Raw genomic sequence first — 13,225 nt, forward strand, 5'->3', positions numbered from 1 at the left:
AATGAAAACGCTACCAAAATTACAGATAAATCAATAATTTCAGAAATGTTTAAATAAATAAAATAATATACTAGACGAAAGTAATAACTTGTACTAGAATACTATTTATAGATTAAGTAAATTGACTAAACAAAAACATTAATAAAATGATATGGTACCATTCCACGATTTGTTTTGTCAGAAAAATCAGATAAGGGGGAGTCATACATGATGAAAAAAAAATGGGCAAAGACGTTTATGGCCTCAGCATTATTGGCCGGTGTATTAGCAGGTTGTTCCGCTCCAAAGGAAAATGCAGCGGGGGGCAACACAATTAAAGTAGGTGTAAACTTAGAGCTTTCAGGCGGTGTTGCTTCTTACGGGGAGTCACTGAAAAAAGGAATAGATATTGCTGTTGATGAAATCAACAAAAAAGGCGGAGTAGATGGCAAAAAGATAGATCTTGTCAAGGTAGATAATAAGTCAGAAGCAGCCGAAGCAACAAACGGCGCAGTGAAACTAACAAGCCAGGACAAAGTAACTGCAATTATTGGTGCTGCAACAAGCGGTGATACAGTGGCGCAGGCGCAGATTGCGAACGATACAAAAACAGTTCTATTAACTCCATCTGGGACAAGCCCAAATGTAACGGTGACAGATAAAGGAAAATTAAACGAATACGTTTTCCGTACTTCTTTCATTGATCCATTCCAAGGAACAGTAGCTGCTAACTTTGCGGCGAAAGAATTAAAGGTTAAAAATGTAGCTATTTTTGCTGACAGTGCCAGTGACTATGCTAAAGGCCTAGCAGCATCTTTCAAAGAAACATTTGAAAAAGAAGGCGGCAAGGTTGTAGCGGAAGAAGCTTATGTTGCGAAGGACACAGACTTCCGTGCTACATTAACTCGTATCAAATCTAAGAATCCGGAATTCGTCTTTATTCCAGGATATTATGAAGAAGTGGGCTTAATCATTAAGCAGGCTCGTGAACTTGGTCTTAACGTTCCGTTAATGGGTGCAGATGGCTGGGATTCTCCAAAGCTAGTAGAATTAGCTGGTGCTGATGCATTAAATAACACATTCATCACAAACCACTATTCTTCTGAGGACCCAGATAAGAAGATTCAAGATTTCGTTTCTACCTTCAAAGAAAAGTACAATGGCGAAGCACCAAATGCGTTCAACGCTCTAGGCTATGATACTGTTTATCTATTAGCAGATGCCATCAAGCGTGCAGGCAGCACAGATACAGCTAAAATCAAAGATGCTTTAGCAGCAACAAAAGACCTATCTCTAGTTACCGGTGTTGTAACAATCGATAAAAATCATAACCCAGTAAAATCAGCAACAGTTTTAGAATATAAAGACGGTAAACAAGTATTTAACACAAAAGTTAATCCTTAAAGAAGCTTGAAAAGTGAAATGGAAGGGTTCGTCCTTCTGTTTCACTTTTTCTATTTCCCCATTTTTTCCACAATAATATTCTCACTCTATTTTAAATGTTTTTGATATTATTAGGTTTAAAGAAACCTCAAGGTGATTCCAATGAAAAATTTTCTAAACATTATAGCTTTAAAGATGGAAAAGCTGTCTTTTGGCAGCATTCGTACAAAAATGGTGTTGTTTTTCCTGATGGTAGCCTTAATTCCATTAGGGCTTTTTGGGTATTTATCCTATGAAAAATCCTCGGAAATCGTAAATAAACAATATAACGAGTATGAAAAATTTTCTGTCTCCCAGCTCGACAAACAAATCGAAAATACTTTTGAGCAAATGTATGTCATTTCAAAGGATATTAACCATTATTTATCAGATCCTACCCTGGTCATATTAAAAGAGGAAATTCCCCGTACGTATGCGGGATTTATTGAAAATAAGAATTTTGAAAGGTATTTAGAGGCACATAAGACGTTTAATACGAAAGGAATCTATTTAATCACCAATACAGGATACTATTATGGCAATGATCGTGTTGATATTCATAAGCTCGTTCAAAAGCCCTTCTGGAAAGAAGCGAATCGCCTAAAAGAGGGGGACATGTGGATCGGGTTTTATAATTCTGACCATTATTATACCGGAAGAAAAGATGAAAAGATTATGGGACTTGTTTTTCCGATAGAAAGTCAGTTTGGTGTATTAAAGGGGAGTAAGCTGTTAGTCGAAACAAACGCAGAGGAATTGTTTTCTTATATTAACTTTTTAGAAAATAAACTCCATGCCTCTATCACTCTTAAAAATGGAAAGCATCAGGTTGTATATCAAACAAATAACGCTCCAGAAAAATTAAAGTCCGATATTGTCTGGAATAATCATTTTGAAGCCTATGGCTGGGATATCGTTGTCCGGATACCGCAAAAATACTATTATCAATCTTCTAATGTCATCTACCAATATACATTATTGGCCATTTTATTTTCGATATTTTTAGTCTGTATTCTCGCGGTATTTCTTTCAGTCCCGCTGTCGAAAAGAATCAAACGCCTGAAGTTCTCGATGGAGAGAGTAAGTGAAGGGGATTTAAATACCCAGATTGCGGTTACATCAAAGGATGAATTAGGGGTCTTGGCTCAAAGCTTCAATGCCATGGTCAATCAAATTAAAGGCTTAATCGAGCAAATGAGCGAGACAGAGCGGCTAAAAAGACAGGCGGAGCTGCGGGCTTTTCATTATCAAATTAATCCGCACTTATTATTTAACACCTTAAACTCGATTCAGTGGAAGGCTAGGCTGTCAGGAACAAAAGAGGTTCAAGAAATGATCTATCATTTGACAGAGGTACTCCATGAGAATTTAAATTTTTCGGACGAGTTAATTCCTTTGAAAAAAGAACTTGAGACGATAAAGCATTATTTGAAAGTTCAAGAGGTTCGTTATGGACCTACCTTTGAATATATCGAAAAAATCGATTCTGAATGCTTGGACTATTTGATCCCGAGAATGACCCTTCAGCCGTTATTCGAAAATATCTTTTTCCATGCTTTTGAAGACGGGCAGGGAAGAATCGAGCTTATAGTATCTGAACAACCTGACTATTTAGAACTAACCTTAACGGATAATGGAAAGGGCATGAACGAAGAAACGGCAACGAAACTGTTGGCCCCGGCACATCCAGATGATAAAGGAAGAGGAATTGGCGTTTATAATGTCGATCAGCGTGTAAGGCTCCATTTTGGATCAGAGTATGGCTTATCCATTGAATCTGAAGTCGGAAAAAGAACAATTTTTAGGATTATGTGGCCGAAAAGGAGGCAGTTGTGATGATCAAAGTATTACTTGCAGATGATGAGTTGATTGTAAGAAAGGGATTAATCGCCACAGTCGATTGGGCAAAATTTAATATGGAGGTTATTGCCGATGCTCCAAATGGGCAAAAGGCATGGGAGCTTTTTCAGGAGCATTCCCCTGAAGTGGTCATAACAGATATTGTCATGCCTGAAATGACTGGAATTGAACTCGCGAGAAAAATAAAACAGAATTCCCCTGCTGTAAAAATATTATTGTTAAGCTGTCACCGTGACTTTACTTATGCACAAGAGGGGATGAATATTGGCGCTTCCGGGTATATTTTGAAAACAGCCTTCCAAGACCAGCAGTTTGAGGAATATCTCGAACGCTTTGAAAATGAATTAACAAGTTCCGGGAAAACTCAATCTTCCACATCATTAGAAAAGGATTTTTATGAATGGCTATGTGGTTTTGAAAACTCCTTTCTCGCACAATTAGACGAGAAATTTCATGAGGATTGGAAATGGATGAAGGAACCCTTTTCCATTTTTCTCGTAAATGGACTAAATTTTCATAAAAAATGGCCTGTTGGGGAAAAAAAATTGGCAAAGATTCATTGTGGGCAAGACCAAGCCTTTATCTTTATCCCGGAAACTGCCAAAGAGGTGTTTGAACATCAGCTGGTTGAAGCCAGAAGTAAAGATGCCTCCATCCGCTGGAACGTAAATGGACCTAATCAAGGGATAACGGAATGGATGAACGGCGTTTCAGCTCTATACCGCCAGTTAAAGTTTGAAAAGCAATTTAAGATTTCGATGAAGGACTGGCCGCAGCCAATCCAAAAAGCGGTGCAAATCATCATCGAGCATTTGCATGAATCCCTTGCCTCTACTTTTATCGCAAATGAAGTTGGATTAAGCCGGAGTCACTTTAGTACGATGTTTAAAAAAACAGTTGGGGAAAGCTTTATTTCCTTTACTGAAAAACTAAAAATCCAGGCGGCTTGCGACCTGCTTGAAAATACGTCTTTGACCCTGCAGGAAATCGGGGAGAAAATAGGCATTCAGGACGGAAAATATTTAAGCAAATGGTTTAAGAAATGTATCGGTGTTACCCCATCGGATTACCGGCAAAACAAAAAGACGAATGGAAGCTAACAAATTTCCCTCTATTTTGGGAAAATTCAAACAATATTACCAAAAGAATAAGATGAAATTAAGTTCAAGACCGCTTTCATTCACGTTACAATGAAAGCGGTTTCTATTATGTTTACAGAAAAAAGGGGGATTTTAGATGAGAAAATGGCTCACGACATTACTGGTATTGATTTTGGTCATTGCTCTAGCCGCTTGTTCAGACAATGAATCAAGCAGCGGATCTGATCAAACAGCAAAGGATAGCAAAGGAAAAACCACCCTTCGTTTTGCAACCTGGGATTCAGGTGAAGCCTTGAAAATTCAAGAAGAAATTGCGAAGAAATTTGAAGAAAAAAATTCGAATGTAAAAGTGCAGGTTGAAGCGTACGGCGATGGGTTTGATCAAAAGCTGGCCGCATCCTTTGGAGCGAAAAATCCTCCTGATGTCATGTATATGTGGAATTTCCCGGCCTATTTTCAATCGCTTGAGCCACTCGATAACTTTGTCAAAAGCGATCCAGAAATGGACATGGACGACTTTTACCAGGGCCTCTTCAACTATTCAAGCATGTACGGAAAAGTGTACGGCATGCCAGCGGGATTTACGACAAGGGTAGTCTACTACAACAAGGATTTATTTGATGCAGCCGGTGTTCCTTATCCGAAGGATGGCTGGACCTGGGATGACTTTAAAGCAGCAGCTAAGAAATTATCCGATCCAGCGAAGAAGCAATATGGATTTGGGGTAAGACCAGAGCCGGATACCTATGATCTTCAAGGATTTGTATGGAGCAATGGCTCGAGCTTTATCAGTGAAGATGGAAAGAAAATCAACGGCTACATGAATAGCCCGGAAACGATTGAATCCATCAAAATATTCGGAGATATGGTGAAGGATAAAAGTGCTGTCCTTGTAGGCGGCAAAAACCAACAAAGCGGCGACGATATCTTTAAAGCAGGGAAGCTTGCGATGTGGGAAAGCGGAATTTGGCCATTGGAGGGCTTTAAAGAAGCAAAGGTTAATTTTGGAACAGTGGAAATGCCAGCTTTTAAAGGGAAACCAGTCAAAGGGGTCATTGCTTCTTCAGCAGTTTCCGTTGCAAAGGATTCTAAAAACAAAAAGTTAGCATGGGAATTTGTTAAATTTTATTCCTCCGCTGAAGCGATCAAAATGAGAACAGCAGACTTACCAGTACGCATCAGTGTCGTAAAAGAAATGAAAACGGAACAAGACCCATTAATCAGTCCATTCTACAAAATGCTGGAGAGATCCAATGACACACCGGCATTCCTGTTAAACAAAAACTGGGATGAAATCAACCGAAATCTATCAGCTGCCATAAATGCCGTCATGCTTGGCCAGGACGCCGATAAATTAATGGACAAAGCAGTGAAGGACTCAGAGAAATACGTTGGACAGTAAAAAATAAAAAGAGGTGTTTTTGTTGAAACCCGTTTATGCCGCAGCTGCACCTGTCGAAACCATCAAAAAAACAAAAAAACGGTGGGACATCATTGTCCCCCTCCTTTTTATCGCACCATGGATCATCGGATTTTTAGCTTTCACACTCGGACCATTGCTTTACTCACTATTTATTAGTTTCTTTGATTGGCCGATCGTTGGCGAGGCAAAGTTTATTGGTCTAGATAACTATAAGACTATGTTTACCGAAGACCCGTTATTTTGGGAGTCACTAGGGGTAACAGTAAAGTTTGCTGCCCTTTTTGTCCCGCTTAATATCATTACCGCGCTTTTCTTGGCCATTTTATTAAACCAAAAGGTAAAAGGATATTCGTTCTTCCGTACCTTCTTCTATTTGCCGTCAGTGATCTCAGGTGTCGCTCTCGCGATGATCTGGGCATGGGTCTATAACGGAGAATATGGGATTCTCAATTATTTCTTGTCCCTTATTGGGGTAAAGGGTCCCGATTGGCTCAATGACCCGAACTGGGCTTTAATCGCAATGGTTATTGCCAGCCTGTGGGGCCAGGGCACGATGATGCTCATCTTTTTAGCAGGACTAAAGGCGATTCCCGGCGAGCTATACGAAGCGGCTTCGATTGATGGAGCGAATAAAATTCAGCAATTTTTCAAAATAACGATTCCGATGCTTACGCCGACGATTTTGTTCAATTTAATAACAACGATCATCAGCGCCTTTCAGCAATTAACGCTGGCACTTGTATTAACGGGAGGAGGCCCGCTTAAATCTACCTACTTCTATGCGATGTATGTATATGAGAATGCGTTTAAGTATTTTAAAATGGGCTATTCCTCTGCTAATGCTTGGTTTATGTTTGTCATTGTCTTAGTGTTAACGCTTATTGTATTTAAGTCATCATCTGCTTGGGTGTATTACGAAGGAGAAGTCAAAAATAAATAGTCGGCATGACCCAAGACTAGGCAGGAGCGTCTCGCATGAAAACTAAAAGAAGAATTGAAAAATCAACCATTTATATCCTATTAATCTTTTTTTCACTCTTGTTTTTAGCACCGTTTTTCTGGATGCTGAGCACTTCAGTGAAATCGCCGGAGGAACTTTACCTATTCCCGCCAAAATGGATTCCATCCACGTTTGAATGGAGCAATTTTAAAGAGGCATGGATGTCACAGCCGTTTAATCAATTTTTTATGAATACCGTGATCGTGACAGGAATGTCGACGATTGGACAGCTTCTTTCATCTTCATTAGTAGCCTATGGATTTGCCAGATTCAAGTTCAAGGGAAGGGATTTTTTATTTATCGTCCTCCTTTCATCGATGATGATTCCATGGGAGGTAACGATGATTCCGCAGTATATGGAATTTAATTATCTTGGCTGGATCAATACCTTAAAGCCGTTGTTTGTTCCATCCTGGTTCGGGGCCCCGTTCTATATTTTCTTAATGCGCCAATTCATCATGTCGATTCCAAAGGAACTGGATGAGGCAGCGAGAATGGACGGAGCGAATCCGTTTCAGATCTACTATAAAATCTATCTGCCCTTAATGAAGCCTTCTTTGATTTTGGTGGCGGTCTTTAATATTTTAACCTGCTGGAATGATTATCTCGGTCCGCTTGTTTTCTTAAATGATCAAAGTAAGTATACGCTAACGCTTGGACTCGCTCAATTTAAGGGGATGTTTGGCGTCGATATGGAGGGCATCATGGCGGTCACATTCTTAATCAGTATTCCGCCGCTCATCTTATTCTTCTTTGCCCAGCGCTATATTGTCGAAGATAACTCAAGGTCTGGTGTAAAGGGGTAAGAAAGGAGACAGAACATGTTTGATATTTCAAAGGTTCCGTTCAGCCGTTACGGTTCGTATATCGTGATTTCCCCGCTGCACGGAAAGGATGGAACCCATCTTTATTTGCGTAATATCCGAAATGGAGATAACGATTTGGGGGGAATTTTTCGCCTCGAGCTTCTATTGGAAGGTCAGGTTGTCCCTTATCAATCCCAAATGTCCCCACACGCTTTAAGGCTGGAGGCAGATGGGGGATTTGTAGAAATCATCATTTCTGAAGCAAGGGTGCTACAGGTTAGAGGTTTAGGGGCAGGACTCCGCTTAACCGGGATGACTGGAGCCTACGATTATGCAGTTCCAGCTCATCAGGGCTGCTGGGAGGTTAACCATTCCAGTCAGGAAATCCGCTATATGTTAACGCCGATCAAGGGTCCTCTTCAGGTGGATGCTCCCTTTCAAGAACAGCGCTGTTTAGAAATTACCGCTGACTTTTTACCAGATCCCGAATCGCAGGAAATGGAGGGCGCGATTGAGGAATTCTTCACGGTATACACCGAACGTTCCTACTTATCTTTTTCAGAGGGACAAAAATTGGTCCAGAAGGAATATCAGACCTGGATTGAAACCGTTCTGGAATGTGATTCCAGGTGGAGAAATGGGAGAGAGCTAGCTTCCTATATTACTTGGTCCTGTGTGGTTCAGCCGGAGGGATTGCTAAACAGACCTGCTATGTATATGTCGAAAAATTGGATGACGAATATTTGGAGCTGGGACCATTGCTTTAATGCGCTGGCACTTGCTAAGAATTCACCGGAATTAGCATGGGACCAATTCATGATATTTTTCGACCACCAGGATGAATCAGGAATGCTGCCTGATTTTCTGAATAACCGCTTTGCCCTATGGAATTTTACAAAACCGCCGATCCATGGTTGGACATTAAAGCAGCTAATGAAAAATCGTGCGTTCGTAACAAAGGAAAAACTTCAAGAGGTATATGAACCACTAGTTAAGTGGACGGAATGGTGGTTCAAGTATAGGGATGATGATGGGGAAGGGCTCCCGCACTATCATCACGGCAATGACAGCGGCTGGGATAACAGCACGATTTTTCATAAAGGAACACCGGTGAAAAGCCCGGATTTATCAGCATTCTTACTTATACAAATGGAAGTGCTGGCAGAGATTGCTGAAGAGTTAGGAAAAAAAGAGGAAGCAGAAAAATGGGCCAGTGATTCTATGCACTTGCTAGGCCGTATGATAGGTATGTTTTGGCAGGATGACCGGTTTATCGCCGTTAGGTCTGGAAACCACTCTGAAATTCAATCCGACAGCCTAGTTCTCTATGTTCCTATAATTCTTGGTAAAAGATTACCAGAATCGTTTAGAAAAAGTTTAACTGACGGATTGGTTTCAAATGGCTTTTTAACCGATTTTGGTTTGGCTACCGAAAAGCCTAGCAGTCCATTTTTTCGGGAGGATGGGTACTGGAGAGGACCGATTTGGGCTCCAACCACTTTGCTGATTTACAAAGGTTTAATAGATTCAGGTGAAACGGAATTGGCTCGAGAAATTGCTGAAAAGTTTTGCACTATGGCTAATAGGTCAGGAATGGCTGAAAATTTCCATGCCATTACAGGCGAAGGCTTACGGGACCCGGCTTTCACATGGACATCCAGTGTCTTTCTACTATTGGCTCATTCACTAATGGATTAAACAGGAGGTATTACGATGGTAACAAAAGATTATTTCGGCTTAAAGGATAAAGTATGTGTTGTTACAGGAGGAGCATCAGGGATTGGATTGGCAACGGCCACTCTGTTAGCAGAAGTCGGCGCAAAGGTAGTGATGTTAGATATTAATGAAGAAAATGGTCAAAGGGCAGCGGCTGACCTGCAATCAAAAGATTATAAGGCTGCGTTTTTCCGCTGTGATGTAACCAAGGCATCGGATTGTATTGCCGTAAAAGACTATCTTGAAAAAGAACACGGTTCGGTTGACGTTCTTTTTAACAATGCCGGTGTTATTAGAAGAAAAACGGTTGTGGATTTGGAAGAGGCTGACTGGGATTTAGTGATTGATGTTTCTTTAAAAGGAATCTATTTACTTTCCAAATACCTCATTCCACTAATGGCAGAGAGCGGAGGCGGCAGCATTATCAATACAGGCTCTGGCTGGGGAATCAAGGGCGGCGATCAAGCAGCAGCCTACTGTGCGGCCAAAGCAGGGGTTGTCAATTTAACAAAAGCAATGGCGATCGACCATGGCCCTCAAAATATCCGCGTGAATTGTATTTGTCCAGGGGATACCGATACCCCGTTATTAAGAGATGAAGCGAAGCAATTAAACCTAAAAGAGGATGCTTTCCTAGTTTCATCGGCAAAAGGCCGGCCATTGGAAAGACTAGGCACCCCAAGGGATATTGCCAAAGGCGTTTTATTCCTTGCGAGTGACCTGTCAGCATGGGTAACAGGGACAGATTTAATTGTGGACGGCGGCGGGTTAGCTTAATTTTTCTAAAAATTCAAAAATAAATCCACTACAGGAGGTAATGGTCATGGCACAAAAGGTGCACCCTTATATACCGAATATGGTACCAGAAGTACAAGCCGAGATGCTAAAGGTCATCGGAGCCGAATCGATTATGGAGTTATATTCTTGTATTCCTGAGGAGCTTCAACTGAAGGAAGCGCTCGACCTTCCGCCGGCTTTAACGGAATACGAGCTCAGACGGCATATTGAAGGAATTCTGGGTAAAAACACCAGTACAAAAGAATATATCAATTTCCTCGGAGCCGGCTGCTGGCAGCACTTTATTCCGGCGGTTTGTGATGAAATTAATCAGCGCTCCGAATTTTTAACCGCCTATGCAGGCGAGCCTTATGAGGATCATGGAAGATTTCAGGCACTTTTTGAGTATCAAAGCTTAGTAGCCGAATTAGTTGATATGGATGTGGTCAATGTTCCAACTTTTGACTGGGGTCAGGCAGCGGCAACGGCTATTAGAATGGCTGCCCGTATTACCGGAAGGAAGAAGGTTTTATTAGCGAGAACGGTTGCACCGGAACGGAGCAAAATTATCATTAACTACGGCACACCGCAATTAGAATTCGAATTTGTACAATTTAATACGACATCCGGTGCGATGGATTTAGGAGAGCTACAGTCAAAATTAACCGGAGATGTGGCCGCCGTCTATTTTGAAAATCCATCCTACCTTGGTTTTATTGAAGCGCAGGGCTTGGAAATTTCTAAACTGCTTAAGGCAAATGGGAGCTTAATGGTGGTTGGGGTTGACCCAATTTCACTTGGAGTTCTTGCACCGCCAAGTCATTATGGAGCTGATATTGTCTGCGGCGACTTGCAGCCGCTTGGCATGCACATGAATTACAGCGGCGGTCAGGCAGGTTTCATTGCAACCCGTAATGAGGAGAAGTTTGTACATGAATATCCATCCCGATTGTTTGGGATCGTCCCTACTGTGACGGAAGGAGAATATGGCTTTGGCGATGTAGCTTATGAGCGGACCTCATTCGCCCAAAGAGAGAAAGGCAAAGAATCGGTCGGAACTCAGACGGCCTTATGGGGAATTACGGCCGGGGTCTATTTAGCACTGCTGGGTCCAGATGGCATGCAGGAAGTGGGTCAAACCATTATGCAAAATAGCCAATATGCGGTACAGCAATTAAATCAAATCGGAGGTATAACGGGCTCCCGTTTAGACTCACCATTTTTTAAAGAATTTATTGTTGATTTTAATCAAACCGGCTGCACGGTAGAACAAATTAATCAAAGGTTGCTAGAAAAGCAGGTTTTTGGCGGCAAAGATCTTTCACAAGAGTTTCCAGAGTTTGGCCAGTCGGCATTGTTTTGTGTAACAGAGGTTCACACGAAAGAGGATATCGACCATCTCATTCAATCCATTCAAGAGATTTTAACGAAATAGAGAGGAGTTTTTTCATATGCAAAGGATTCAACGTACGAGCAAGACCCGCGACTTTCATCAGGCAAAATGGAATGAACCGATTATTTTCGAACTTCATCAGCCTGGGGAAAAGGGAGTAGAGCTGCCGCCTGTCAATGAACATATTGCCTTGGCAGTAGGTAATGGGACATCGGCGATTCCGGCGTCAATGCAGCGGAAAAACAAGCCGAATCTTCCGGAAATTGGCCAGGCCCGTGTATTAAGACATTACTTAAGACTTTCACAGGAAACGCTTGGTTCCGACTTTAACGTAGAAATCGGGCAAGGGACTTGTACGATGAAGTACATTCCGAAAATCAATGAATTGCTGATTCGTGATCCGAAAATGATGGAGCTGCATCCTCTGCAGCCTGAAGTTACCGTTCAGGGAATGCTGGAGATTTTCCATAAGCTCGATCTATGCATGAGGGAAATTTCCGGAATGGACTATTTCTCCTTCCAGCCGAGCAGTGGCACGCAGGCGCTATTTGCCATGGCATCGATCGTTAGAAAATATAATGAACAAAAGGGCGAGGGCGAAAAGCGGGATGAAATCATTACAACGATTTTCTCCCACCCATCTCAAGCAGCAACAGCAGCGGTAAAGGGCTATAAGATTATTACTCTGCATCCAGACGAAAACGGCTTTCCTGATATTGAAAAATTAAAAGCGGCAGTATCCGAGCGGACAGCGGGATTTGTTGTAGCCAATCCAGAAGATACAGGCATTTTCAATTCGAATATAAAAGAGTTTACCGACATTGTTCACCAAGCTGGCGGTCTTTGTTTTTACGATCAGGCGAATGCCAACGGTCTCTTAGGAATCACCCGTGCAAAAGAGGCAGGCTTTGATATGTGCTTCTTTAATCTGCACAAAACCTTTGCAGCCCCGCATATGTGCGGCGGGCCGGCAACCGGTGCCCTTGGAGTAACAGCAGAATTGAAAGAATTCTTGCCAGCACCGATTGTGGAATTTGCCAATGGAAAATACACTCTGAAGAACGATTTAGAGCATTCGATTGGAAAAGTGCGCTCCTTCCACGGTGTCGCCCAAACGGTGCTGCGCGCATATGCCTGGATTCGTGCTCTCGGTGCTGACGGTCTGAAGGAAGTGGCGAAAATAGCCGTATTAAACAATAACTATATGTATCACAAGGTGTTGGCGATTCGCGGCGCAGGTGCACCATATGTCAAAGGACACCGCCTTGAGCAGGTGCGCTACAGCTGGGAGCAGCTGACAAAGGAAACAGGAGTAACTACTGAGGATGTTACGTTAAGGATGACGGATTTTGGCCTCCATTATTGGACCAGCCATCATCCGTATATCGTCAAGCAGCCATTCACCCTTGAGCCGACGGAGTCGTATTCCAAAGAAGATTTAGATGAATATATCCATGCGCTCGAACAAATTTCTAAAGAAGCTTATGACAATCCAGCAATCGTCAAAACGGCCCCGCACAATAGTACCATTCACAAAATCGACGAGCAGGATTACTTGGAGCATCCTGAGAAATGGTGTATCACCTGGCGCACGTATTTAAAAAATACGGAAGCCTGTGAATCGGTTAAATAAAACGACATTATTTTTAGAAAATGGCTGTGTTATGGGCAGTTGTTGATTTTTAACACGGTTGATTGGAGTGGAAGGCGCGAAGACTCCTGCGGGAGTACGGGACAGGGGAGACCCCG

At 42.0% G+C, this 13,225-nt stretch carries 10 protein-coding genes; all 10 read left to right on the forward strand.

Annotated elements, in window-relative coordinates; translation table 11 throughout:
* The first annotated feature begins 207 nt into the window (after window positions 1–207).
* The 10 genes from V7161_RS25165 to gcvPB all read left to right on the forward strand — a co-directional run bounded on the left by V7161_RS25165 (window position 208) and on the right by gcvPB (window position 13,109).
* Entirely contained in the window at window positions 208–1,383 is a 1,176-nt protein-coding gene (locus V7161_RS25165) for an ABC transporter substrate-binding protein (RefSeq protein WP_335715549.1), read from the forward strand.
* A 141-nt stretch (window positions 1,384–1,524) separates the two neighbouring features.
* Entirely contained in the window at window positions 1,525–3,237 is a 1,713-nt protein-coding gene (locus tag V7161_RS25170) for a sensor histidine kinase (protein ID WP_335715550.1), read from the forward strand.
* Window positions 3,237–4,361: a response regulator transcription factor gene (locus V7161_RS25175; RefSeq protein ID WP_335715551.1), complete on the forward strand. Its 1,125-nt coding sequence runs from the start codon at window positions 3,237–3,239 to the stop codon at window positions 4,359–4,361. The genes V7161_RS25170 and V7161_RS25175 overlap by 1 nt, the downstream gene beginning before the upstream one ends.
* Window positions 4,362–4,497: 136 nt before the next feature.
* Window positions 4,498–5,763 (forward strand): ABC transporter substrate-binding protein, encoded by a 1,266-nt coding sequence (locus V7161_RS25180; RefSeq protein ID WP_335715552.1) that lies wholly within the window; start codon window positions 4,498–4,500, stop codon window positions 5,761–5,763.
* 61 nt (window positions 5,764–5,824) lie between these two features.
* A complete protein-coding gene (locus tag V7161_RS25185; protein ID WP_335715581.1) occupies window positions 5,825–6,724 on the forward strand; it encodes a carbohydrate ABC transporter permease in 900 nt (299 codons plus the stop codon).
* Between the two features lie 35 nt (window positions 6,725–6,759).
* On the forward strand, window positions 6,760–7,590 hold the full coding sequence (locus tag V7161_RS25190) for a carbohydrate ABC transporter permease (RefSeq protein ID WP_335715553.1): 831 nt from the start codon (window positions 6,760–6,762) through the stop codon (window positions 7,588–7,590).
* Between the two features lie 15 nt (window positions 7,591–7,605).
* Window positions 7,606–9,288, forward strand: coding sequence for an amylo-alpha-1,6-glucosidase (locus V7161_RS25195; RefSeq protein ID WP_335715554.1), 1,683 nt, complete (start codon window positions 7,606–7,608; stop codon window positions 9,286–9,288).
* Between the two features lie 15 nt (window positions 9,289–9,303).
* The gene (locus V7161_RS25200; RefSeq protein ID WP_335715555.1) at window positions 9,304–10,083 is read left to right on the forward strand and encodes an SDR family NAD(P)-dependent oxidoreductase; all 780 of its coding nucleotides are present in this window, start codon (window positions 9,304–9,306) and stop codon (window positions 10,081–10,083) included.
* A 46-nt stretch (window positions 10,084–10,129) separates the two neighbouring features.
* On the forward strand, window positions 10,130–11,518 hold the full coding sequence (gcvPA, locus tag V7161_RS25205; protein ID WP_335715556.1) for an aminomethyl-transferring glycine dehydrogenase subunit GcvPA: 1,389 nt from the start codon (window positions 10,130–10,132) through the stop codon (window positions 11,516–11,518).
* Window positions 11,519–11,534: 16 nt separating this feature from the next.
* The gene (gcvPB, locus tag V7161_RS25210) at window positions 11,535–13,109 is read left to right on the forward strand and encodes an aminomethyl-transferring glycine dehydrogenase subunit GcvPB (protein ID WP_335715557.1); all 1,575 of its coding nucleotides are present in this window, start codon (window positions 11,535–11,537) and stop codon (window positions 13,107–13,109) included.
* The last annotated feature ends 116 nt before the right edge of the window (window positions 13,110–13,225 follow it).

It is taken from the genome of Neobacillus drentensis, from assembly GCF_036965425.1.
GTDB lineage: Bacteria > Bacillota > Bacilli > Bacillales > Cytobacillaceae > Neobacillus > Neobacillus drentensis_F.

Coding starts and splice junctions, on each gene's coding strand:
- V7161_RS25175 (WP_335715551.1), top strand. CDS start 3,237: ATGATCAAAGTATTACTTGCAGATGATGAGTTGATTGTAAGAAAGGGA.
- V7161_RS25180 (WP_335715552.1), top strand. CDS start 4,498: ATGAGAAAATGGCTCACGACATTACTGGTATTGATTTTGGTCATTGCT.
- V7161_RS25190 (WP_335715553.1), top strand. CDS start 6,760: ATGAAAACTAAAAGAAGAATTGAAAAATCAACCATTTATATCCTATTA.
- V7161_RS25170 (WP_335715550.1), top strand. CDS start 1,525: ATGAAAAATTTTCTAAACATTATAGCTTTAAAGATGGAAAAGCTGTCT.
- V7161_RS25195 (WP_335715554.1), top strand. CDS start 7,606: ATGTTTGATATTTCAAAGGTTCCGTTCAGCCGTTACGGTTCGTATATC.
- gcvPA (WP_335715556.1), top strand. CDS start 10,130: ATGGCACAAAAGGTGCACCCTTATATACCGAATATGGTACCAGAAGTA.
- gcvPB (WP_335715557.1), top strand. CDS start 11,535: ATGCAAAGGATTCAACGTACGAGCAAGACCCGCGACTTTCATCAGGCA.
- V7161_RS25200 (WP_335715555.1), top strand. CDS start 9,304: ATGGTAACAAAAGATTATTTCGGCTTAAAGGATAAAGTATGTGTTGTT.
- V7161_RS25165 (WP_335715549.1), top strand. CDS start 208: ATGATGAAAAAAAAATGGGCAAAGACGTTTATGGCCTCAGCATTATTG.